Below are 21,952 nucleotides of genomic sequence, written 5' to 3'. Positions count from 1 at the left end.
GGGCGGTCACGCCCCCGGCACGCGCCAGCGGCGATGCATCCAGAGCCATTGCTCGGGATGCTCTCGGACCCACCCCTCGACGACGCGGGTCATCGCCTGCACGGCGCCCGGAACGTCGATCAGCCCCTCGGCATCGCGCGGCAGGTCGAGCGGCGGCGTGATCTCGAGACGGAAGCGGTGCCCCTGGAGGCGGATGACGCGCGCGCCGTGGACGGGCACGTCGTAATGGCGCGCGAGCTTGGCGAGGAGCGGGTTCGTCAGCGCGGGCCGCCCCATGAAATCCACCACCACGCCGCGCGTGAAATGCTGGTCGATGAGCTGGCCGACATGGCCGCCCCGGTCGAGCACGCCCGAAATGGCATAGGCGGCCCCGGCACCGGTCGAGGCCGCGAGCCCCCCCATCGTCCCGGAGCGGATCTCCGCAACGAGCCGAGCCGCCGCCGGATCGTTCGGCGGACGGAAGATCGCCGTCGTCTCGAGCCCGAACCGCGCCGCGCAGACCGCGGGCAGCTCCCAGTTCCCGAGATGGGCCGAGAAGATGATCCCGGCCCGGCCGTCGTCCCGGAGCGCGAGGAAATGCTCGATATCCGCCTCGGACACCTCGATGCGGCCCCGGCTCTGATCCTCCGGATCGAAATCGAAGATGGTGCCGAGATGCGGATATTCGGCCGCCGTCCTGCCGAGATTGCTCCAGGCGGTGCGCACGATGGCCCGCACCTCCTCGTCGCTCTTCTCGGGGAAGGCCGCCCGGACGTTCTTCAGCGCGATCCGGTTCTGCTTGAAGAAGCGTCCGAGCGTCTGCGTGACGGCGGCACCGAGATCGCTCGACCGCTCCGGTCCGAGCGCCCGCGCGACGGCGAAGAGCCCGCGGACCAGCAGCACCATCGGCACGCCCGCGATCCAGGCCCAGGCCCGCGCCACCGGATGGGAGGCCCTCATGCCGGGTCTCCCTCCCCGCGCGGCGGGTAGGCATGGCGCCGCCCGCGCCAATCCTCGACGAGCATGCCGTCCGCGTCCTCCGAGAGGTAATCGGGGCCGATCGGTGCCTTGCCGTGCCCCCCTGGGATATCGAGCACATAGCTTGGCTGGCAGAGGCCCGAGACGCGGCCGCGCAGGCGCCGCATCAGCTCCTGCCCCTCCGCGATCGAAGTGCGGAAATGGCTCGTGCCGGGCGCGAGGTCGCCGTGATGGAGGTAATACGGCTTGACCCGGCTCTCGACGAGCGCCCGGAACAGGGCGGCGAGCGCCTCCGGATCGTCGTTGATCCCCCGCAGGAGAACGGTTTGGCTGACCAGCGGGATCCCCGCCCGCGACAGCCGCGCCAGGGCGGCGCGGACAGGCGGCGTCAATTCGTCCGCGTGGTTGGCGTGGATCGCGACCCAGACGGCCTTGCCGGGGACGTCCAGCGCCTCGACGAGCGCGGCGTCGATCCGGCCGGCATCGACCACCGGCACGCGCGTGTGAAGGCGGACGACGCCGAGATGGTCGATCTCGCCGAGCCGCCGCATCAGGTCTGCGAGGCGGCGGGGCGACAGGACCAGCGGATCGCCGCCGGTGAGCACCACCTCCCAGATCGCGGGATCCGAGCGGATATAGGCGAGCGCCTCGTCGAGTTCCTCCGGCGACAGGGCCGGCGCCTTGCCCGGCCCGACGCTCTCGCGCCGGAAGCAGAACCGGCAATAGACCGCGCAGACGCCGACGGCCTTCAGGAGAACCCGATCAGGATAGCGGTGGACGATGCCGGGGACCGGAGCATGGGCCTCGTCGCCGATCGGGTCGACGAGTTCCTCGGCGCGCGTGTCGAGCTCCGCCTCGTCGGGAACGAACTGGCGCGCGATCGGCCCATCGGGATCGTCCCGGGACAGGGCCGCGATCGCGGGCGTGACCGCCACGGAATAGCGCGCCGCCACCCGCTCCAGCGCGGCGAGGCGCTCGGGCGCGACGAGGCCGGCCTCGGCGAAGTCGGCAGCGCGGCGCAGCGTGCGATCGTGGCGGAGCATCGGGGTTCCGGTGAGCGTGAGGAGGCCTTGTGGGTGCAACCGCGGGCCGTTGCAAGCTGGGACTTCCAGGCAGGAGCGCCGATCCGCCGCGGCCCGGGCCAAAGCCGAACGGGACCCGATACGACGCGAGACGTCCCGATCCGGCTCCGGATTGACGCAGACAGCCCCTTCCCAACGCAGCCGGACTCCCCTATGGTCCGCCCGCTTCGGCAAGCACCCGTAGCTCAGCTGGATAGAGCGCTGCCCTCCGAAGGCAGAGGTCACACGTTCGAATCGTGTCGGGTGCGCCAAGTTTTTCAATAGCTTAGCGAGATTGACCCCGCCGTAAGTCCGGTCGGGTAAGCTATAGGTCAGCAGGCTGACGGAAGTCGGGGCTCCTGCTGACGCCAAGGCGGGCGTGAAGGTCGAGGATTTCGCCGGCCACAGCCTGCGCGCCGGATTCGTGACGACGGCGGCCGACCGAGACGTCTCCGAAAGTCGCATCATGGACCGGACCCGACACCGCGACGCGCGTACGGTTGACGGCTATATTCGTCGAGCGAACCTCTTCAAGGGGCATGCCGGCTCGTCATTCCTGTAGTTGGTCAGTGCCGCCAGACCTTCACCGCCGAGATCAGCAGGATCACAGCGAGGAGAGGGAGCAGAACCCCGCTCGGAACGATGCCGAGAAGCTGACCGCCGATGAACGTGCCGAGGATCGATCCTGCCGCCATCACGAACAGGAACTGCCTATTGCGGCCGAGGACGCTGAAAGCCTGGTCCTGGCTGTAGCGCGTGAAGCCGACGATCATGGTAGGCAGGCTCACCGCAAGGGACAGGCTGCCGGCGAGCTTGATGTCCGCCCCGAACAGCAGCACGAGCGTCGGGATCAGAATCTCGCGACCCGCCACCCCGAGGAGCGATGCGACGACGCCAATAATGAACCCGGCGGCGACACCGGCGACGAGTTGCAGTGTGCCCGTCACCAATGCCCCGCCGCCTCGCGCATCGTGCCCGAAGATCAGCACGACGGCGATGGCGACGAGCAGGACCGCAATGACCTTGTAGAGCGTTTCGGAACGCAGCCGCGTCGCCCATCCCGCGCCGAGCCATGCACCGAGAAGGCTACCGGCGAGCAGGTTCAAGATGATGGGCCAGTGCGCCGTCACCTCAGTGAACGGCACCGTGCGAGCCCGGAAGGGCAGGGCCGTCGCCACCACGACCAGGCTCATCGCCTTGTTCAAGATGACCGCTTCGAGGGCCACGAATCGGAAGACACTGATCAGGAGAGGTAGCCGGAACTCCGCCCCGCCGAGCCCTATCAGTCCGCCGAGCGTTCCAATGACGGCACCGCCACCAAATGCGGCGGGCATGCTGCGGGCGGAGGGGGCGGGATCAACGGCCATTGCTCTGTATACGCATGGATATAGCAGCCGTGGAAAGAGTCGACCATGACACAGGGCGTCTCGCTCGGCGCCCTTAACCGACGCGCACCCCTACGGGCCAAAGATCCACGTTGACCTTGAATCCCCGCCCCCCCATATTCCGATCAAGTGGAACGGGAATGCTCGTTCGGCGTCTGGCCCCGGGGAAGCTCGGGGCCTTTCGCTTGTCAGGGGAACACTTTCAGACCGTAGCCCGCGACCTGCCCGGCTGGACCCCTCCGGAATTTCGGCTCGATCAGGTCATAGGCGCGGTTCGGCTGGTTCGACTTGATAACGTGCCGCGCGATGGGGTGCGCGGTAAGGTCCGCGATCTGCAACCCCGTCGAGTTGTGCTTCTTCGTCATGAACCGGATGTCGAGGTTGGGCATGCGACCGACCTGGTTCCGCCCGTCCGCAACGCGCCGGAATTCTAGTTCGAGCTTCTGGTCCTCGGCGTCGCCACGGCGCTCGACGATGACATGCGTGAGATGGTCGGCCTGGCTCTGGTCCTGCAGCCACCGCTGCAGCCGCTCCATGCAGAACTTCAACGCGATCTCGTAAGGGTTCATCGGGTCCGAGTAGCGCTTGACGTGCCGCTGCTTGTCGATCGCCGCGGCGATGATCGTCATGGGCAGGGCGCCGATGACGCCATTGAGGCGGTCGATGAAGCTGGCTCGGGTGTTCGCGTTCAGGAGGATGTTGAAGTCGCCGCGGGCCTTCCGGATCTCGTGACTGTGCAGCACGGCGCAGTCGTGCCCCCAGAACTCGAACTTGAGCTTCTGCACCGCCGGCACGACCACCTCGTAATAGGCGGCCTTCTCGAAGATGCAGAACGACAGCACGAACACGGGGTTCTGCTGGTTGATCGAGACGAGGCTATGGTCCCCGCTCTCGTCGACGTAGACGATGTAATCGCTGAAAGGCGGCATGGATCGACTCCTATCGTTCGATCCGCCGACAGACTACGGCCTCGATGCCGACGCACCGCACACGGCGCTACACCTTTCTCTCGTAGGTCGTGACTTTCAACAGCGTGGCTTATCGCTCCTCGGATCGCAGCAGGCCGCCGCCTGCTTCTGCTCCTCCAACCAGCGGTCGCGTGGCTTGCAACTGGCCGCGCGTGGTGCGAGCGCGACCTCCAGCCGATCGGTCGCCGGGATCGGGCTGGCAGCGCAATGCAATTGCATGGGCATCACGCCGTCACTGACCTCGAATGTGAGCTTCGCGGACTGGTCGAGCCCAACGTGCTCGGAGACCTTGCGGATGATCGCGGCGAACTTGCCGGCGAGCATGTGGGTGCGGTCGCCGTCGTCGACGTCCCAGAGCTGCACGAAGATCTCGGGCCAGGCCTCTGGATTGCCGCCGCAGTCGAGCGCCGCAAATTGGCCGGCCTTCACCTCGGTCACGTGGTAGCCCGGTCGAACGGGCCGCCCCTCATACGTGAAAATCAACGGCAATTTCGGGTGGAGGTCGCAGGCGGCGAGTAGCGCCCCCAGAGTGATGTCCTCGGCGACCGCCGGGGGCGGCACGGCGACTTCCATCTTGGCAACTTCCAGCATCAATGATACCCCGTTTTGATATTCAAAGGATCATCGAAACATGGATGAGCGTCAAGCCCTCGCCGCCTTCGCGGCCTTATCCCAGGACACGCGCCTGAAAATTATCCGCCTCCTAGTCACGGCGGGTCCGGAAGGCATGGCATCGGGTGCCATCGCCGACGCCGCCGGTGTCTCAGCCTCCAACGTCTCCTTCCACCTTAAAGAACTTGCGCAGGCGGGGTTGGCGACAACCCGTCGCGAAGCGCGGTCGATCATCTACGTGGCCGACTACGCCGCCCTCTCGGGCCTAATCGCCTTCCTGATGCGCGACTGCTGCCAAGGGCACCCCGAGGTCTGCACGCCCGCGATCACGGCGCTGTCCGAATGCGGCTGCACGGCCGCCATGGAGCCCGCGTGATGAACGTCACGATCTACCACAACCCCGCCTGCGGTACGTCACGCAACGCTCTCGCCATGCTGGAAAGGGCGGATGTCGACCTGACCGTCGTCCCCTATCTCACCAAGCCGCCGACCAAAGAGCGCCTCCGGGAGCTATCCCATCTCTCCGGGCTGACGGTGCGCGAGATGATCCGCGAGAAGGGCACGCCTTTCAAGGAACTCGGTCTGGACCAACCGTCCGTCGACGAGGAAGCCCTTCTCGACGCGATGGTGGCGAACCCTATCCTCATCAACCGCCCTTTTGTCGTGACGCCGACCCAGGCCAAGCTGTGCCGACCAAGCGAAACGGTGCTCGATCTCCTGAGGGACTGGCCACGCCAGAACTTCAACAAGGACGACGGCACCCCCTTCCTAGAGGTCGTCCCTATTCCCGGTAGCGACGACGACCTCCACGACGCGCTCGTCAACGCCAACTTGCCGGTCGACGACATCGAAGAGAGCAGTCGGACGTTCTTTCGATTTCAACTCCTGGACGGCCTCGTCGTCGGATACGGCGGATACGAAATCCATGGCCGGGACGCCCTGCTACGCTCCGTTTGCCGGACGGAATGGTCGGCGAAGGGCATCGGTCCGAGCTTGGTGCAACTGCTCCTGTCGCGGGCCTTTGACGACGGGGCGCGACGAGCCTTCGTGCTGACGGAGGGCGCGGCGCCGTTCTTTCGCAAGATTGGGTTCAATGACGTCGACCGCGCGACCGCTCCGGAAGCGATCCGCTCGACACGCCAGGCGCTCGAATTGTGCCCGGCCTCCGCCGCCCTTCTCTCCCGCGCCATCACCCTCTGAGATCCCATGTCCTCGTTCGAACGATACCTGACCGTCTGGGTTGGGCTGTGCATCGTCGCCGGCGTCGCGCTCGGCCACGTGTTCCCGGGTTTCTTCCAAGCTATCGGCGCCGCCGAGATCGCGCGCGTGAACCTGCCGGTCGCCGTGCTTATCTGGCTGATGGTCGTGCCGATGCTCCTGAAAGTGGATTTCGGCTCGCTCGCCCAGGTCGGTCGCCACTGGCGGGGTATCGGCGTCACGGTATTCATCAATTGGGCCGTGAAGCCCTTCTCGATGGCGGCCCTCGGCTGGCTCTTCGTCGGCTACCTGTTCCGGCCCTACCTGCCTGCGGACCAGATCGACAGCTACATCGCCGGTCTCATCATCCTCGCGGCGGCGCCCTGCACGGCCATGGTCTTCGTCTGGTCGAATCTGACGAAGGGCGAGCCGAACTTCACGCTCTCGCAGGTCGCGCTCAACGACACGATCATGGTCGTCGCCTTCGCACCCATCGTCGGCCTGCTGCTCGGCCTGTCGGCGATCACCGTGCCGTGGGCGACGCTGGTCCTGTCGGTCGCGCTTTACATCGTCATCCCGGTGATCGTCGCGCAGCTCGTCCGGCGCACGCTCCTCACCTCCGGAGGGCAGGCTTCGCTCGACGCGCTCCTGACGAAGCTGGGGCCGGCGTCGCTCGTCGCCCTGCTTGCCACCCTGGTCCTCCTCTTCGGCTTCCAAGGAGAGCAGATCATCGCGCAGCCGTCCGTGATCGCGCTTCTCGCGGTGCCCATCCTGATCCAGGTCTACTTCAACTCCGGACTCGCCTACGTCCTGAACCGCATCGCCGGTGAGCAGCACTGTGTCGCTGGGCCGTCCGCGCTGATCGGGGCCTCTAACTTCTTCGAGCTTGCGGTCGCGGCCGCCATCAGCCTGTTCGGCTTCAGTTCCGGCGCGGCGCTGGCTACCGTCGTCGGCGTCCTGGTCGAGGTGCCGGTCATGCTGTCGGTCGTCTGGATCGTGAACCGGTCGAAGGGCTGGTACGAACGAGGTGCCGTCCGCTCGGGTGGTGCCGAGACCGCACATGGCGCCTGAGGCGACCGCTCGACCGCCGCATCGCCTCTGGGTGATCTCGGCCCTCGGTATCGTCCAGATCTTCACGTGGGGCACGTCGTTCTATCTCCCCGCCGTATTCGCCGGGCCGATTGCCGAAGAGACGGGATGGCCCCTATCGTGGGTGGTCGGCGGTCTCTCGATTGGCCTGCTGGCGGCCGCGGTCGCATCCCCTTACGTCGGTGCTACGATCCATCACCGAGGTGGCCGCCCGGTGCTGGCGCTGGCGGCCTTGTTACTGTCCGCCGGCCTCGCGACGCTTGCCGTCGCGCCGGCGCTGCCGGTCTACTTAGCCGGCTGGTTCCTTCTGGGGCTCGGCATGGGGTGCGGCCTGTACGACCCAGCGTTCGCGACGCTAGGCCGCCTCTACGGCAGCGAGGCCCGACCGGCGATCACGACGCTGACCTTGTGGGGCGGGTTCGCCAGCACGGTCTGTTGGCCGCTCTCGGCCTTCCTCGTCCAGCATTTTGGATGGCGGGGTGCCTGCCTTGCCTACGCAGGGCTTCACCTCGTCATCACCCTGCCGCTGGTCCTGCTCTTCATCCCGAAGCCGCCGGCGCCGGCCGTCGAAGCGACGAAGGGGCCGGACATCACCGCCCCGCTGACCGGACGGGATCGCCTCCTATTCCTCCTGTTCGGTGGCGTCCTGGTGATAGGCGGTGTGATAATGACGATGGTCTCGGTCCACCTTATCGTCCTTCTGCAGGCTCGAGACGTTCCCCTTGCGGCAGCCGTCTCCTTCGGCGCCCTCATCGGCCCAGCCCAGGTCGGTGCTCGGGTCGTCGAGATGTCCTTGAAAGGCCGCCATCATCCGCTCTGGACGCTAACCGCGGCCTTTGGCCTGATCGCGATGGGTCTGCTGCTCCTGGCCTTGGGATTGCCCTGGGTCAGCCTCTGGCTCGTCCTCTACGGGGCCGGGAACGGCATCTACTCAATTTCCCGCGGAACCGTTCCGCTCGCCCTGTTCGGGCCGGCCCGCTACCCTGTCCTTGTCGGGCGTCTCGCCAGACCAGGGCTCATCGCCCAAGCGCTGGCCCCCTCCATCGGGGCACTGGTCCTGACCAATGCGGGGGCGGACGCGCTCCTGTGGGCGCTCCTAGGTCTGGCGCTGGTCAACTTGGTCGTGATCGGTGGCCTCTGGCGCTTCCGATAAGCGCCACAGGCGCCTTGCTGCCGTCACCGAGGCCATCCATATTCCCTGCATCGCTGGCGTTCGCCCTGTGGGGCTAGAGCACCGGCGGCAGTCTCACCGCCCGTCCCGGCGCATAGTCCGGCGCGCGATCGAGACGATGAGGCGCCCGCCGGCTGCGATGCCGAGCGGGCGTTTTCCTTGATGCGGTGTCGTCTAGAGCATTCTTCGTGGTTGGCAGAGCAGCACGATCGCGCCCACGAAGACAGACATTATCGAGCCCACGAGCACGCCAACCTTCACGTTGGCTTCGAGCTGCGGCTGGTTCTCGAAGGCCAACAGACCGATGAAGAGGCTCATCGTGAAGCCGATGCCGCAGAGGGTCGCGACGCCGTAGGTCTGTAGCCAGGTCGCATGCGGCGGCAGCTTTGCGATGCCGGTCCGCACCGCGAGGTACACGGCACCGAAGACGCCGATCTGCTTGCCGACGAAGAGGCCGAGCGCGATCCCGAGCGTGACCGGATGAACCATAGTGGCCCACGACAGGCCGGCGAGCGACACGCCGGCATTGGCGAAGCCGAAGATGGGGAGGACGACGAAGGCGCACCATGGCTGCAGGGCATGTTCGAGCCGATGCAGCGGAGAGGTCGCATCATCCGGCCGGCCCGGGCTCTGGCGCAACGGGATCGTCAGCGCGAGGACGACGCCTGCGACCGTCGCGTGAACGCCCGAGAGGAGAACGAGCACCCAGAGCACCGCGCCGAGGCCCAGATACGGGACAAGCGTCCGGCAGTCGCTGGTGTTGAGCGACCGGAGGAGCGACACGACGAACACCGCGGCGAGGAGCGCGTAGACGTTCAGCGTCTCGGTGTAGAACAGGGCGATGATGACGACCGCGCCGAGATCGTCGAGGATCGCGAGGGCCGTCAGGAAGACCGCCAGCGAGATCGGCACGCGCGCCCCGAGCAGCCTGATCACGCCGAGCGCGAAGGCGATATCGGTTGCGGACGGAATGGCCCAGCCACGGAGCGTCGAGGCGGAGCCGCTGTTGATCATGACGTAGATGATCGCCGGAACCGCCATACCCCCGAGGGCCGCGATGCCGGGAAGAGCGCGATCGGGCCATGTCCGAAGCTGGCCGTCGAGGAACTCGCGCTTGATCTCCAACCCGACCAGCAGGAAGAACAGAGACATCAGGGCGTCGTTGATCCAGTGGAGCAGCGACAGCGGCCCGACATAGGTCCTCAACGCTCCGAAATATGCGGGAGCGAGGGGCGAGTTCGCGATGACGATCGCGAGTAGCGCCGCCCCCATGAGGATGACGCCACCGGCCGAACCCGTATCGAGAAAGGCGCGAAGCGCAGAGGCCGGGCGCCTCAAATGGCGGCGCAGAGGATGATCGGTGGGAACGAGGCGAGCCAGATCGGGCCGACGCATGGGCATAGGTCTCCAGCACCGGCGGCCCGACCGGAGCTGAAACCTGCCCGCCTCCATCGGCGAACACCCGCTGCCTCTATTGCATCGGGCTGAAGCCTTCGCAACCTGACTTACTGGCCAGAAAAGTGCCCTGACCCGATGCGCGACGCTGCTCGAGGCGGAGGCCCATCACCGCGAGATGGACCAGGAGGCCGAGAAGCGAGCGGAGATGCGGGAGATCGTCCGGATGATGCGGGCGAGGCCGTCGTGAGGTTGGTGGCTGGCCCCGCCGGCTAGGGAGGGCCGCCGATCGAGCTGGCGCCGCGGTGATAGCGGGATCAACCTTCACCGGGCTTCGGCTGGGGGTGCTGGCCGGTGGGCCGGCCGGGGGCGGCGCGATCGCCCGCTACGGATTGGCGCCGGTCACCGGTGCCTTGACTGCTTCCGCCCGGAACAGATTGGCGGGCTTCGGTCGGGGCCGTGGCACCGCGGTTCTCCCAATCCTCTGGCGTCTTCGGCTCCGGCTGGCCGGTCTCGTGCCCAGCCTCACCGAGAACCTGACGTTGAGCCTCCGACTGGCGCCCGTCATCCTTCAGGATCGGCTTGCCGACATCGTCGTCGCTGTAAGTGCCCATTACATGCTCTCCGATCAGGAATGAACAGGGGGCGGCGAACCGGGTTCCCGGAGGGCCCGAAGCCAATTCAATCCTGACCACCCGGCCTGCGTGCCGGACAGCCGAGTGCATCTGTTCGGGCCATCCCACTGTCGCCGCGCGCACACCACCGGAACATCCTAACGCCTCGCCGCTTTGCCGCGTAATTGAGAGGGAGGCGGGAATGAAGGCACTCTGCTGGCACGGTAAGGGCGATATCCGCTGCGAGACCGTCCCCGACCCAATCATTCAGCATCCCCGCGATGCGATCATCCGCGTCACCTCCTGTGCCATCTGCGGCTCTGATCTGCACCTCTACGGGGGCATGATCCCGTCGATGGAACGGGGTGACATCGTCGGCCACGAAAGCATGGGAGAGGTGGTCGAGGTCGGATCCGAGGTTACGAACCTGAAGAAAGGCGATCGGGTCGTCGTTCCCTTCACCATTTCCTGCGGCGAGTGCTTCTTCTGCAAGCGCGGCTTCTATTCGGGCTGTGAGCGCTCGAACCCGAGCGCCAAGGCGGCTGCGGAGATGTGGGGGCACTCACCGGCCGGATTGTTCGGCTATTCCCACCTGCTCGGCGGCTACGCCGGCGGTCAGGCGGAGTTCATGCGCGTCCCCTTCGCCGACGTGGGTCCCATCAAGGTGCCGGAGGGGCTGACGGACGAGCAGGTGCTCTTCCTCTCCGACATCTTCCCGACCGGCTACATGGCTGCGGAAAACTGCAACATCCAGGAGGGCGACACGATCGCTGTCTGGGGCTGCGGTCCCGTCGGGCAGTTCGCCATCAAATCTGCCTTCCTACTTGGCGCGGGTCGCGTGATCGCGATCGACACCGTGCCTGAAAGGATGGCAATGGCGGAAGCGTCCGGAGCCATCGTCCTCGATTTCCACGACGTCGACATCTACGAGAAAATCCAGGAGCTGACGTCTGGACGTGGGGCAGATGCCTGCATTGACGCCGTCGGCACCGAGGCCGACGCCACCGCCAGCCTCGACAGCGTCCTCGACCGGATCAAAACGGCCGCCTTCATGGGGACCGACCGGCCCCACGTCCTCCGCCAGGCCATCCATTGCTGCCGCAACTTCGGCACCGTCTCGATTGTCGGCGTCTATGGCGGCTTTCTCGACAAAATCCCGATGGGCTCGGCCGTCAATCGCGGCCTGACTTTCCGGATGGCGCAGACGCCGGTCCAGGCCTACCTCCCGAAGCTACTAGAGCGCATCGAGCGGGGAGAGATCGATCCCTCCTTCGTCATCACCCATCGGGCCACGCTCGAAGAGGGGCCGGATCTCTATAAAACCTTCCGGGACAAGAAGGACGGCTGCATCAAGGTCGTCATGTCGCCTGGAAGTTGATGGGTGGCGGGGCGGCGGAATTGAGCCGCCGCCCCCAATCGCGTTCAGGCCGCCTTCGCCTTTTGATTGGCGGAGATATCGGCGAGTCCAGTCAGCGCCTCATCCGTTTTCTTCTCCTCGGCTAGGGTCTGATCGAAGAGCTGGACGGCCTCTTTCAGGCCGAGCTCCTGGGCCCACCGGCGTAGGGTACCGTAGCGCGTGATCTCGTAGTGCTCCACGGCTTGGGCGGCCGAGATTAGACCCGCATCGAGAGCGGGCGAGCCTTTGTACTCGTCGAGGATCTCCTCGCCCTCCTCGACGATGCCGTCGATGGCGGGGCAGGTCTTGCCCTGGGCGCGCTTGCCTAGGATCTCGAAGACCTGCTGCAGGCGCTCGACATGCGTCTCTGTCTCGCCGCGATGTTTTTCGAAGGCGGCCTTGACCTCCTTCGACTGCGCCCCCCGGGCCATTTTGGGTAGCGCCTTCAGGATCTTACGCTCCGCGTAATAGATGTCCTTCAGCGTGTCGTAAAAAAGGCTATCGAGCTGCTTCTCTGCCATCACTATCTCCATGGTCGTCGACTCTGAAGCCTTGAGGGCAGGCACGGTTCCCTCGAGCACACACCGTCCTACGTGTTGCCGAGCCGACGTGAGGCCCATCACCACGAGCGGAGACGGGGCACGATAGACGGAGTGCTTCGGCGGTAGCTGCTGCCGGAATCGGAAACGCATCGCGATCTGTCGTCGTCCAGACAGGGAACCTTAAAGCCTCGATTGCCAGTGCGGTGCGCTACAATGCTGTAGGCGTCCAGCGCTCGGCGATTTCCTCGGCGGAGCTGACGCTTACTTGGCTGCCGTAGCGTTCGAGATAGAGCGTCACTGTGGCGTCGTAGGCTTCGTCCGAGGAACTGCAGAGACAATCCGCGGCAAGGACGACGTGGTAGCCGTGATCGATCGCGCCGAGCACGGTCGCGAGGACGCAGACATCCGTCTCCCCGCCGGAGACGATCACGACCTCGACGCCGCGTCGGCGGAGGCTCTCGTCGAGGCGCGAGCGGTGCCAGGGCGAATAGACCGACTTGTCGACGACACGGGCTGGCGGCACGAAGCGGCGTAGTTCCGGGACGAGATCGACCAGGCCCGGATCGAGCTTCTCCAGCGTCATGGACGGCCAGCGCTGGTAATAGCGGGCCCATTCGCCGTGGGCGTCGTCGGCGCGGACGACGGGGACGAAGCGTGTGAACACGGTCGCGGCGGGGCCCGTCGAGACGAGGCGCTCGACGTTCGGCAGGACTCGGCGGAGCCAGGGCGTGTGCCAGTCGGTGTCCTCGTTGAACATGCGCTGCATGTCGATGCAGAGATGGATGCAGCGCCGGGAGAACGGATCGAGTTGAGGTAAGTCTGTCATGATCCGAGTCCTCAAGCGAGCAGCTCAATACGATTACTTGAGTTCCCTGCCTCGATCACGGAGAGCGGACTTGTCCGCTTGGCTGGTCTTCCGGAGATGGCCCGGCGCCCGTCGCGGCGATGGCTGTCCCGGTTTCGAGCTTCAGTACGCTCAAGGCGAGGTCTGAAGGAGCTCCTCATTCTCCCATCGCACTGAGCTTTCTGAGAACGACGAAGAGGTCGCTCTCGTAGGCCTCTCCCGATGCGATCAGCGCCGCCTTCTGCCGATCAACCTCGGCGGGATCGCCGCTATGGTCCGAGATGACGTGGACGCGGTTCCGATCGCCATGGTGCTCCTTCTCCAGGCGATCGAGACGGCTCTTGATGATCGAACGGCTCATGTGTCTGCCCTCCATGCGGCATGGATCGCCGCGATACGCTGATCGTGCATGTCGGCGGCCGGAACTGCTGCCAAGGCAGCCGGCAAGCCATTCGGATCGGACAGGGACGCGCCGACGAGCCGATCACGTTCTTCTTTGCCCTGCCGCCTCACGACCGAAGCGCGGCGTGCAAGCTCGCCCTCCAGGGCTTCGATCCGGCTGATCATGGTTGTTCTCATCGGCATGCCTCCAGTCGTGACAGACGCTCATGCAGGTCGGTGATCTCGATCGCCTTGCCGTGGGCCTCAACGAGCTTTCCGAGTTCCGCGGCCTCGACGGGTGTGAGTTCGCCTTCACTGACAGCCGCGAGGATGGCACTCGTGGCCTTGGTCAGGTCCGCCGGGCTCTCGATCGTCGGAAGGGTAACGGCGGTGATGGCTCCGCGGCGAACGGGGGCGATCCGATCCATGATGATGCGAGCTGCTGTCATATCGCCGTCCTTCGCGGCCTCGACGACCGCCTTCACGACACCCTCGACGTCTTCGCTCATGATCTTCTCGGCGAGGATCGTGGTCGCGTGACGCGTGCCCGGCTTCTTCCCTGCGGGATTTCCGGACTGGCCGCGCTGGAACCGGCCGCCGGCCTGCTTTCGTCCTGCATTTTCAGCCATGGATCACCTTGAGGTTCGGGGAATGGAGGCTGGCAAAGCTCGCGAGGACACGTCGCTGGTCGACGGTGCCGAGCCGTCCGAACGTCGCTTCCGCCTCGGCCAGCATCGCGGAATCGTCGCCGCTGATCTCGGCGCGTAGGATGGCGAACTCGACATCCGCACCACGCGATCCGGTCATCACCTTCACGAGCGCGCGGAGGCTTCGGAGCCGGGCTTTGCGCTCGGCCGGATCGAGACCGGGAAGGAATGGACCCCAGGTCATTGGCTGTCACCGGAATCGGCGCCCGCGCGAAATCGGGTGCAGACCCCTTGCGACATTGCGACAGCCGCGACGTTTGCGACAGTTGGCAGGTTTCGACGGGTAAACGTCGCAACTGTCGCGGCTGTCGCAACGTCGCAGGGCATGAAAACCTGAAAATCCGGGGAGGTCTCAAGCATGACCGACCTCCGCCCCCAGCAGCCGGATCGTGCGCGGACGCTTGCTCGTCTCCTCGACCCAGCCATGGGCGCTCAGCATCTCAATTGCCTGATCCGCATCCTTCTTGATGCGGGTGGCATTGGGACCGAGACGAAGGATTTCGCGGAATGAGATTTCACCACCCGGCTGGAGTTGAAGCCAGTTCAACAGGGCCTGCGCCCGCAGGAGCACCGGATCGGTCCGGCTTCCCTCCTGAAGGCGGACGGCCTCGCCGAGATACCAGGCGACGAGGACGATCGCGTCCTCCATCTCCACCGCCCGGACCTCGGGCGCGTTGATGTTCTCGACGATAGTCAGCACCCCCGCGATCCGAGCAACATGCTCGGCTGCCTTCGCGGCGAGATCGCGGATGCCGGCGTAGTCCCGGCCAGCGCCGCACTTCACCTCGACGCCGTCGTAGAAGTCCCGCCAGAGATTGGTCGCGTCCGCCGACAGCGGCAGCGCCCGCGGGTCGAGGCCCTGTGACCGGTCGGTCGAGATCGGCCACGGCGTCTCGAGGAGCGCGAGGATGCGCGCCCCGTATGCCCGGATCGCAGCATCGTCCTCTGCTCGGGGCTCGGCGTATCGACGGCTGCCCGCCAAAGTGTCGGGCGAAGCGACCAGGAACCGGGACAGCAGGCCCTGATCTTTCAAGACCGGATCCGTCAGGAAGGTCGCCGCGGCTTCGGGCTGGAGCATGATGTGAGCGGCGAGCCGGCGCCCGCGCAGGATGCTGACGCCGTCGGCGGCACGGACCCGCTTGATCGTGGCGCCATCCCAACACTCCGAAAAACCGGCGGCGGTGCGAAGGCGGTTCTCCGCGGTCATGCCGTGCCCGCCGACGAACTGCCCTCCTTCGGCGGAGAAGAGGCCGAGCGAAGCCGGCGCATTGGCCCAGGCCTTGATGAGGCCCTCGATCGTTGGATCGGCGGCGACGAGAAAGGGATGAAGAGGCGGTTCGGGCTCCGGCCCCAGATCGCGCAGCGCATCCCTGCGGCCGTCGTAATCGAGCTTCTTGCTCGCCTCGATGGCACGCTTCTCGGCACCCCACGACGCAAACGCGATGGCCCACGCCTGCCGCTCTGCGACGTAGATTTCGTGAAGCACCTCCTCGCGCTTACGGATCGGCCAGAGGGCTTCCCGGTCGGCGGTCGTCTTTCTCCCTCCCGATTCCTGCACCGAGGCGAAGTTCAGAGAGAGGGGACGCTTCTGCCCATAGGGAAGCACCACGTCGGCATGGGCCTGAGCGGCGAGGGACGCCGCCGCGAGGACAGATTGCGATGCGATCGCCGCCGGCACCTGCACCTTGGCGGCGATGGCTTTGGCGGCACGGCTCAACACTGGGCCGAGACAGTCGACCGGATAGGCGCAGGCCGAGGGCATGGCAGGGAAGAGAGGAAGCCTCTCTCCCGTCCGTGGACCGTTTGCCCGGTAGCTGGAGCCAGAGATGCCGCTCCCGGCGGGCGCGACGTCGTCGATGTCGATATAGGTCACGCGGCCCTCCGGGCTTCGGCGGGGACGAGGATCCGCGGGGCGGGCCGGGTGAGCGCGGCGCGAAGCTCACGGCCGTGCTCGTGATCCTCGGCGAGAAGCGGCCCGGCATCGTCGAGCCAGCCCGCCGCGACGCGGGGCTTCAGGAGCACGACGCCTCGGCGCTCGGCGCGCAGCCACGCAATCGGCTCGCGCCAGACTGGCAATCCTTCGTGCTCGGCCAGCCGGGGATGGTAGGCGCCTCCCGAACCGATCCCCCAGGCTCGACCGAGCCAAGTTGCGGTGCGCCCAAGCGCGGGGAGCCAAGCAACGATGTCTTCCGGCTCCCCCGCCGTGTCCTCGGCGAGGATGAGGAAGGCACGAACCGTACGGACGGACAGCGAAAGGCGGAGGTGCTGCTCCAGCTCGAACCGATCGTGACCCTGGAAGGAGACGTAGCCGGCGCGGATCGGAGGGCTTGTATCGAGCGCAGCGTCGGAGATGCCAAGCCGATGGAGTTCCCCGCGTTCGCGGGGGCTTAGGCCGAAGTTGGCGTCAAACGTGCCGGCGATGCGGGAGGGGAGCAAGGCAGTCATCGTCAGACCCTCCCCGCGTCGGGGCCGAGACCCGTAAGGGAGGCGACCGCCGCCGCGACGGGGAGCGACAAGCCCCACCGCATGGCGGTGCGACGATGCACGATCGCCTGCACGAGATCCGGATCGAGTTCAGCCGGGCGGACCATCGGCGCCGGCAGCTTGGTCTTGGTGGTTCTCTTCTTCATGGTGACGGTCCTTCTCTATGGACCGCCGGAAAAGGGGTGGCGAAAACGAACGCCGTGCGCTATGTGATCGATGTCCAGTCGCTCACATAATTTCACGGCACCCTCGCTCCCGATTCCGGCGGCGGGGGTGTTTCGTTTCAGGCCGCCCTCAGGGCGCGGAGTTCGGAGGTGGACGAGACGCGAGGGCTGATCTTGGCTGCCGCCCAGGCGTCGAGCCCGTCCTGGGGATAGAGCGGAAACCGGCCCGCATATTCCATCGGCGGGCCGCCGCCGATGACGGCGAGCTTGGCCAGGGTACGGGCCGAATATTTCAGGTCGTGGTGGCTGAGCAGATAGGCGGAAGCCTCTTCGCGGCGAAGGCGCGGCTGGCGAACGGGAGACATGAAATCCTCGCGATAACCGAAAGAAACGCGAGGCAACGTGAGGGCGCTGCGCCTATTCCGATACGCGGGAAGTTCCAACTTTCTTTTTCGGATTTCCCGCGCTGGTGAGCCGCCGGTATTCGCGGGCGATCGTTGCCCGGGAATAGGGTGCTCCGCGCTCGCTCTCTATCCCCAAATCTGCCAGAACCGCCTCTGCAAATCGAAGGAACGGCCCATCCTCTCGATCCGCAGCGGACTGAGCATGCTGACGACTTCCGAACGTGATCGGCTGCCGAAACCGCCTAATGAAAATTGCGGGAAGGCCTGTCGATATCATGCTTTGGAACAAACTTCTCGCCTGCGGATAAGGCGCCACGCCCTTCATGTCATCCCGTCCAAGTGCCCGCGTGGCGGACTGCTCAAGGCGACGCAGATCAACCAATAGCGTCTCAATATTGGTGAATTCTTCGACATCCTTGCTATGCCACTCGCCCTTCTTAATATCCTCTCCAATAAGACCACTTCGCTCGCTGGCGAGGCGGCTCTTTATCCATTCAGATTCTGTCTGAGAGGAGAGCAGCCGCACCAGTTGCTTCGCTCGCACTTCAACTTCACGAAGTATATTAGCGCGCTCTCGCCATTTTCGATCGCCGTGGAACTCATAGAGCACATTAATCCGGAACCTCAGGCCATCGATATCCTCACGAAAACGGCGCCTGTTCAAATATTTAGGAACAACGAAACTGTTTGATCCCGCTTTTGTTGCTTCGATGATAAGATCGACATTAGCCTCCCTCGCTTTCTGCGCGAGGCAATTCCTCAGGTCCGCCCGCCGTGACCGGACGTCACCGGGTGCGAGCCTAACTTGCTCCCAAATACGGGCTGCGCCTTTCCGCGCATGCCTTCGCCTCTCCTGCTCATGGCCGGGGATCGATGGGCGGTCGAGTTGATCTTGCGCCTCATCCATGCTTCCGGCTCATCAAATCTACGACCGCAGCCCCATTGAAGGCCTTCTTCCCGGATATCATGCCTGCGATCTCATCCGCGATCCGATTCGCGGCGGCGACCAGCGCGGCATCGACCTTGTGGATATAACCGGCCGTGACGCCGTGTCCGGCATGGCCCAAGAGAGCGCCGATCGTCGGCAGCGTGAAGCCCAAATCCTCGCCCATGCTCGCGTAGGAGTGACGGAGCGTATGAGGCGTGACGTCGGGGAATCGCCGACCAACGATCGACTGCCAGGATTTCGGAAGCCCCTTGTAGAAGCCATTGCCGCGAGCGGCGGGGAAGACGTAGGTGCCAGTTCCGCGTTGCAATGCGGCCTCCAGTTCCGCTGCGGCCGCACGCCCGATTGGCCGCACGCTCTTCCCAGTCTTCGTGTCCCCAAGGCGAAGCGCCTGCGCCTTCAGATCCACCTCGCTGCGCTTCAAGCCTTCGATCTCTCCTCGACGACATCCGGTCAGCGCCAGCAGACGGATCATGGATAGCACTTGCCATCGCTCGCCGTGGCGCTCGGCTGCTCGGACGCGGCGACCGAAGCGACGATAGGCCACCTCGTCCAAGCGACGCTCGCGCTTTTCGTATGCGGCTTTCCGGACGCCGACTACCGGATTGTCAGTGCGATAGCCCTGGGCTTCCAGCGCGTCCATCTCGCGATGCGTCCGCTTGGCCTCCTCCTTCAGAGCTGATTCCAACTCCCCGGCCACTTGCAGCTCCCGAAACTGGTTCGGCTGGACTCCTTCCAGGGCTCTCGCTCGTGGCTGATCCGAACTTCTGCAAACCACCGAGGCAAGCTTTCTCGTTGGTTTGTGTCGTTTCGGACAAATATGCTGCTATGCACGGGCTATGCACATTTGCTCTCGGTGACCGCACCTCGCGCTAAGGCGGGTCACCGAATCGACAATAACGAACCGCGTCAACGCGATCGAAACCATTGAAGAGGCGGCCACCGATCTTTAGGTGTTCGCCCACGCTGATAGCAACAACGGAACGTGTCAGAAGGCAGTACTGCTAACCGCAGGGAGATAAAGTGAATACTTCGCGCTGTGGATCGGCCCTGAGAACGATCATTCAGTCATCCTGCAGCCTCGTTGTGGGGTGTTCCGTGTTTGCTCTCATGTGCGGACAACCATCTGTTGCTCAGGATGTCCTGCCTTTTCCAGAACCGGAACGACCTGTCGCGAGGGAGACGATGCAGGCCTCCGCCCCCGACTATCGTCAGGTCAGCCGCCCGCGCCGCTTGCCGGCGGACGCGCCCAATATCGTCGTGATCATGCTCGACGATACCGGACCGGCCCTGTCCTCGGCTTTCGGCGGGCCGATCAAGACGCCCACCATGGAGAACGTGGTCAAGTACGGCGTCGCCTATAATCGCTTCCACACGACCGCCATGTGCTCGCCGACGCGCGCGTCGCTCTTGACCGGGCGGAACCATCACCGGGTCGGATTCGGTCAGATCGCAGAATTCGCCAACGATTGGGACGGCTACACGGGCGCCTGGCCGGCCACGGCAGCCGCCCTGCCGAAGGTTCTCGGCCATTACGGCTACGCCACCTCGGCCTTCGGAAAGTGGCACAACACGCCGGCAACCGAAGTTTCCAGCGCCGGGCCGTTCAACCGTTGGCCCACCGGACAACTCGTCGGGTTCGACTATTTCTACGGGTTCATGGCCGGCGAAACCTCGCAGTGGGAGCCGGCTCTCGTCGAGAACACGACGAGGCTGCCGCCTCAGCATCATCGCAAGGGCTATCATCTCACCGAGGACGTCACGGACAAGGCGGTGAAGTGGATCAAGAACCAGAAGGCGCTCGATCCCGATCGGCCGTTCATGCTCTACTGGGCACCGGGGGCAGCACATGGGCCCCATCACATCTTCAAGGAATGGGCAGACAAGTACAAAGGTCGCTTTGACCAGGGCTGGGATGAGCTTCGCAAGGAAATCTTCGCCAGGCAGAAGAAGATCGGCTGGATTCCGGAGGATGCGGCCCTGACCGAACGGGCATCCAGCATGGCGGCCTGGAAAGACATTCCTGAAGCCGAGCGCGCCTTCCAGACACGGCTAATGGAGGTCTTCGCCGGTTTCGTCGAGCATGCCGACACGCAGGCCGGACGCATCGTCGATACGCTTTCGGAGCTCGGAATTCGCGACAATACCCTGATCTTCTACGTCTGGGGCGACAACGGCTCATCGTCCGAGGGGCAGAACGGCACCATTTCGGAGTTGATGGCCCAGAACGGCATCGCGACAAAGGTCAGCGATCATCTGCGCGTGCTGAAGGAGATCGGAGGGCTCGATCAGCTCGGCGGCCCCAAGACCGACAACATGTATCATGCCGGCTGGGCCTGGGCGGGGTCCACGCCCTTCCAGGGGGTGAAGCTCCTTGCGAGCCATCTCGGCGGCACCCGCACTCCTCTTGCGGTGTCATGGCCTGCGAGGATCAAGGCCGATCCCGTCCCGCGCTCGCAGTTCCATCATGTGAACGATATCGTTCCCACCATTTACGAGCTCCTGCAGATTAAACCGCCCAAGCTGGTGGACGGTATCACTCAGGATCAGATCGACGGCGTGTCCATGGCCAAATCGCTGAATGACGCGAAGGCACCGGACAGCAAGACGATGCAGTATTTCGAGGTCATGGGAAGCCGTTCCCTGTACAAGGATGGCTGGATGGCCTCGGCCTTCGGACCCCGCACGCCATGGAAGCCGGGGTTCGACCCCGCTATCTTCAACTGGACGCCCGATCAGGACAAATGGGAGCTGTATAATCTGAACGAGGACTTCTCCCAGTCCCGGGATCTGGCAAAGGACAACCCAGACAAGCTCAGGGAGATGACGGCGTCGTTCACGGCGACAGCTCGTGACAACAAGGCCTTCCCCATCGGTGGCGGCTTGTGGGCCAGCCTGTTCCACCCGGAATACAGCCCGCGCAACCCGGCGAAGGAGTTCTTCTATACACAGGACGTGATCGAGCTGCCGGAGTTCAACGCGCCCAAGCTGGGCTCGGCGAGCACGCTGGTGCGCATGGAGGTGGAGCTCACGCCGAAGTCGCAGGGCGTTCTCTACGCGCTGGGTGCCTATTCCGGAGGGATTTCCCTTTGGATAGACAAGGGCAAGCTGTCCTATGAGGCGAACATCTTCCAGGTGGAGAGGACCCGCATCGAGACATCTGAGCCCCTGCCGCAGGGCCGGGTGACGATCGAGGTCGAATCGATCCGCAGGGAAGGACCGGCTACACCCATGGACGTCGTCATCCGCATCGATGGAAAGGATGTCGCCAAGGGGCATGTGCCGCGCACACCGAGCCTGTACTTCACGACCAACGACACCTTCGACATCGGCCGCGACAGCTTCTCTCCCGTCGCGGACGACTATTTTGATCGTGCGCCCTTCCAATTCAATGGTGATATCGGACGGGTCCACATCAAGTATCTGCCGTCCCCGAAGCACAAGTAAATGGCAAGCGCTCGTCTACGCAATTGCTTGGCCGTTGGGGACGGCCAGGCCTCTTACTCGCTCGCGCACTGTCCCGACCCAGGGGTACGAACGTGAGCTCAAACGGAATGGTCAGCCCCTCCGGCCCAACTCGGTTCTTCACGACCATGAGCCGGCGGGTAGTGCACGATCCTGTCGTTTCGTCGCGC

25 protein-coding genes and 1 tRNA gene are annotated in these 21,952 nt (G+C 65.0%); 8 read left to right on the top strand and 18 right to left on the bottom strand.

Translation table 11 applies throughout. From position 1 onward, the window contains the following. Positions 1-6 precede the first annotated feature (6 nt). Positions 7-939: a lipid A biosynthesis lauroyl acyltransferase gene (locus EV668_RS01610; RefSeq protein ID WP_133768108.1), complete on the bottom strand. Its 933-nt coding sequence runs from the start codon at positions 937-939 to the stop codon at positions 7-9. Beyond that, entirely contained in the window at positions 936-2,000 is a 1,065-nt protein-coding gene (locus tag EV668_RS01605; RefSeq protein WP_133768107.1) for a lysine-2,3-aminomutase-like protein, read from the bottom strand. Before EV668_RS01605 ends, EV668_RS01610 begins: the two co-directional genes overlap by 4 nt. 213 nt (positions 2,001-2,213) lie before the next feature. Here EV668_RS01605 and EV668_RS01600 point away from each other — a divergent pair. Then, positions 2,214-2,290 (top strand) — tRNA-Arg (locus EV668_RS01600). Positions 2,291-2,397: 107 nt separating this feature from the next. Next, positions 2,398-2,580 (top strand): site-specific integrase, encoded by a 183-nt coding sequence (locus tag EV668_RS01595; protein ID WP_245512768.1) that lies wholly within the window; start codon positions 2,398-2,400, stop codon positions 2,578-2,580. A 4-nt stretch (positions 2,581-2,584) separates the two neighbouring features. On the opposite strand, the gene EV668_RS01590 is transcribed toward EV668_RS01595, so the two are convergent. From EV668_RS01590 to EV668_RS01580, 3 genes are all read right to left on the bottom strand, one after another. Further along, positions 2,585-3,385 carry a sulfite exporter TauE/SafE family protein gene (locus EV668_RS01590; protein ID WP_133768105.1) on the bottom strand — a complete coding sequence of 267 codons (801 nt, stop codon included), beginning with the start codon at positions 3,383-3,385 and terminating at the stop codon, positions 2,585-2,587. Between the two features lie 206 nt (positions 3,386-3,591). Next, on the bottom strand, positions 3,592-4,332 hold the full coding sequence (locus EV668_RS01585) for a DUF3800 domain-containing protein (RefSeq protein WP_133768104.1): 741 nt from the start codon (positions 4,330-4,332) through the stop codon (positions 3,592-3,594). Positions 4,333-4,428: 96 nt separating this feature from the next. Further along, a complete protein-coding gene (locus EV668_RS01580; RefSeq protein WP_245512766.1) occupies positions 4,429-4,962 on the bottom strand; it encodes a DUF6428 family protein in 534 nt (177 codons plus the stop codon). 40 nt (positions 4,963-5,002) lie between these two features. Between EV668_RS01580 and EV668_RS01575 the strand changes: the two genes are divergently transcribed. The 4 genes from EV668_RS01575 to EV668_RS01560 are packed head-to-tail and all read left to right on the top strand — an operon-like array spanning position 5,003 to position 8,422. Continuing rightward, positions 5,003-5,359 (top strand): ArsR/SmtB family transcription factor, encoded by a 357-nt coding sequence (locus EV668_RS01575; RefSeq protein WP_133768103.1) that lies wholly within the window; start codon positions 5,003-5,005, stop codon positions 5,357-5,359. Next, positions 5,359-6,183 carry an arsenate reductase (glutaredoxin) gene (gene arsC, locus EV668_RS01570; protein ID WP_133768102.1) on the top strand — a complete coding sequence of 275 codons (825 nt, stop codon included), beginning with the start codon at positions 5,359-5,361 and terminating at the stop codon, positions 6,181-6,183. Before EV668_RS01575 ends, arsC begins: the two co-directional genes overlap by 1 nt. A gap of 6 nt (positions 6,184-6,189) precedes the next feature. Beyond that, on the top strand, positions 6,190-7,251 hold the full coding sequence (gene arsB / locus EV668_RS01565; protein ID WP_133768101.1) for an ACR3 family arsenite efflux transporter: 1,062 nt from the start codon (positions 6,190-6,192) through the stop codon (positions 7,249-7,251). After that, positions 7,241-8,422 carry an MFS transporter gene (locus EV668_RS01560; protein ID WP_133768100.1) on the top strand — a complete coding sequence of 394 codons (1,182 nt, stop codon included), beginning with the start codon at positions 7,241-7,243 and terminating at the stop codon, positions 8,420-8,422. Before arsB ends, EV668_RS01560 begins: the two co-directional genes overlap by 11 nt. Positions 8,423-8,614: 192 nt before the next feature. Here EV668_RS01560 and nhaA read toward each other — a convergent pair whose 3' ends face one another. Continuing rightward, positions 8,615-9,835, bottom strand: coding sequence for a Na+/H+ antiporter NhaA (gene nhaA / locus EV668_RS01555; RefSeq protein ID WP_133768099.1), 1,221 nt, complete (start codon positions 9,833-9,835; stop codon positions 8,615-8,617). An 816-nt stretch (positions 9,836-10,651) separates the two neighbouring features. Between nhaA and EV668_RS01550 the strand changes: the two genes are divergently transcribed. Then, complete coding sequence (locus tag EV668_RS01550) at positions 10,652-11,827, top strand: zinc-dependent alcohol dehydrogenase (protein WP_133768098.1); 1,176 nt, start codon at positions 10,652-10,654, stop codon at positions 11,825-11,827. 44 nt (positions 11,828-11,871) lie between these two features. On the opposite strand, the gene EV668_RS01545 is transcribed toward EV668_RS01550, so the two are convergent. The 12 genes from EV668_RS01545 to EV668_RS01490 all read right to left on the bottom strand — a co-directional run bounded on the left by EV668_RS01545 (position 11,872) and on the right by EV668_RS01490 (position 19,005). Further along, positions 11,872-12,366 (bottom strand): YciE/YciF ferroxidase family protein, encoded by a 495-nt coding sequence (locus EV668_RS01545; protein ID WP_133769928.1) that lies wholly within the window; start codon positions 12,364-12,366, stop codon positions 11,872-11,874. A 229-nt stretch (positions 12,367-12,595) separates the two neighbouring features. Then, positions 12,596-13,213, bottom strand: coding sequence for a cysteine hydrolase family protein (locus EV668_RS01540; protein ID WP_133768097.1), 618 nt, complete (start codon positions 13,211-13,213; stop codon positions 12,596-12,598). A 175-nt stretch (positions 13,214-13,388) separates the two neighbouring features. Beyond that, positions 13,389-13,592 (bottom strand): hypothetical protein, encoded by a 204-nt coding sequence (locus EV668_RS01535; RefSeq protein WP_133768096.1) that lies wholly within the window; start codon positions 13,590-13,592, stop codon positions 13,389-13,391. Beyond that, entirely contained in the window at positions 13,589-13,798 is a 210-nt protein-coding gene (locus EV668_RS01530) for a hypothetical protein (protein ID WP_133768095.1), read from the bottom strand. Before EV668_RS01530 ends, EV668_RS01535 begins: the two co-directional genes overlap by 4 nt. An 8-nt stretch (positions 13,799-13,806) precedes the next feature. Continuing rightward, on the bottom strand, positions 13,807-14,241 hold the full coding sequence (locus tag EV668_RS01525) for a DUF5681 domain-containing protein (protein WP_133768094.1): 435 nt from the start codon (positions 14,239-14,241) through the stop codon (positions 13,807-13,809). Then, entirely contained in the window at positions 14,234-14,503 is a 270-nt protein-coding gene (locus EV668_RS01520) for a hypothetical protein (protein WP_133768093.1), read from the bottom strand. Before EV668_RS01520 ends, EV668_RS01525 begins: the two co-directional genes overlap by 8 nt. Before the next feature lie 168 nt (positions 14,504-14,671). Then, the gene (locus tag EV668_RS01515) at positions 14,672-16,192 is read right to left on the bottom strand and encodes a YfjI family protein (RefSeq protein WP_133768092.1); all 1,521 of its coding nucleotides are present in this window, start codon (positions 16,190-16,192) and stop codon (positions 14,672-14,674) included. Continuing rightward, positions 16,189-16,764, bottom strand: coding sequence for a hypothetical protein (locus EV668_RS01510; RefSeq protein ID WP_133768091.1), 576 nt, complete (start codon positions 16,762-16,764; stop codon positions 16,189-16,191). Before EV668_RS01510 ends, EV668_RS01515 begins: the two co-directional genes overlap by 4 nt. A 2-nt stretch (positions 16,765-16,766) precedes the next feature. After that, a complete protein-coding gene (locus EV668_RS01505) occupies positions 16,767-16,949 on the bottom strand; it encodes a hypothetical protein (protein WP_133768090.1) in 183 nt (60 codons plus the stop codon). Between the two features lie 137 nt (positions 16,950-17,086). Further along, on the bottom strand, positions 17,087-17,332 hold the full coding sequence (locus EV668_RS01500; protein WP_133768089.1) for a hypothetical protein: 246 nt from the start codon (positions 17,330-17,332) through the stop codon (positions 17,087-17,089). A gap of 52 nt (positions 17,333-17,384) precedes the next feature. Next, positions 17,385-18,278, bottom strand: a complete 894-nt coding sequence (locus EV668_RS01495; RefSeq protein ID WP_133768088.1) for a hypothetical protein — start codon at positions 18,276-18,278, stop codon at positions 17,385-17,387. Then, positions 18,271-19,005, bottom strand: coding sequence for a tyrosine-type recombinase/integrase (locus tag EV668_RS01490; protein ID WP_133768087.1), 735 nt, complete (start codon positions 19,003-19,005; stop codon positions 18,271-18,273). Before EV668_RS01490 ends, EV668_RS01495 begins: the two co-directional genes overlap by 8 nt. A 422-nt stretch (positions 19,006-19,427) precedes the next feature. Here EV668_RS01490 and EV668_RS01485 point away from each other — a divergent pair, with 422 nt between their 5' ends. Then, positions 19,428-21,764 carry a sulfatase-like hydrolase/transferase gene (locus EV668_RS01485; RefSeq protein WP_133769927.1) on the top strand — a complete coding sequence of 779 codons (2,337 nt, stop codon included), beginning with the start codon at positions 19,428-19,430 and terminating at the stop codon, positions 21,762-21,764. Positions 21,765-21,952 lie beyond the last annotated feature (188 nt).

Source organism: Enterovirga rhinocerotis, from assembly GCF_004363955.1.
Taxonomy (GTDB): domain Bacteria; phylum Pseudomonadota; class Alphaproteobacteria; order Rhizobiales; family Beijerinckiaceae; genus Enterovirga; species Enterovirga rhinocerotis.
Note: the sequence above shows the minus strand (reverse complement) of the source record. Positions and strands in the feature narration are given on the sequence as shown.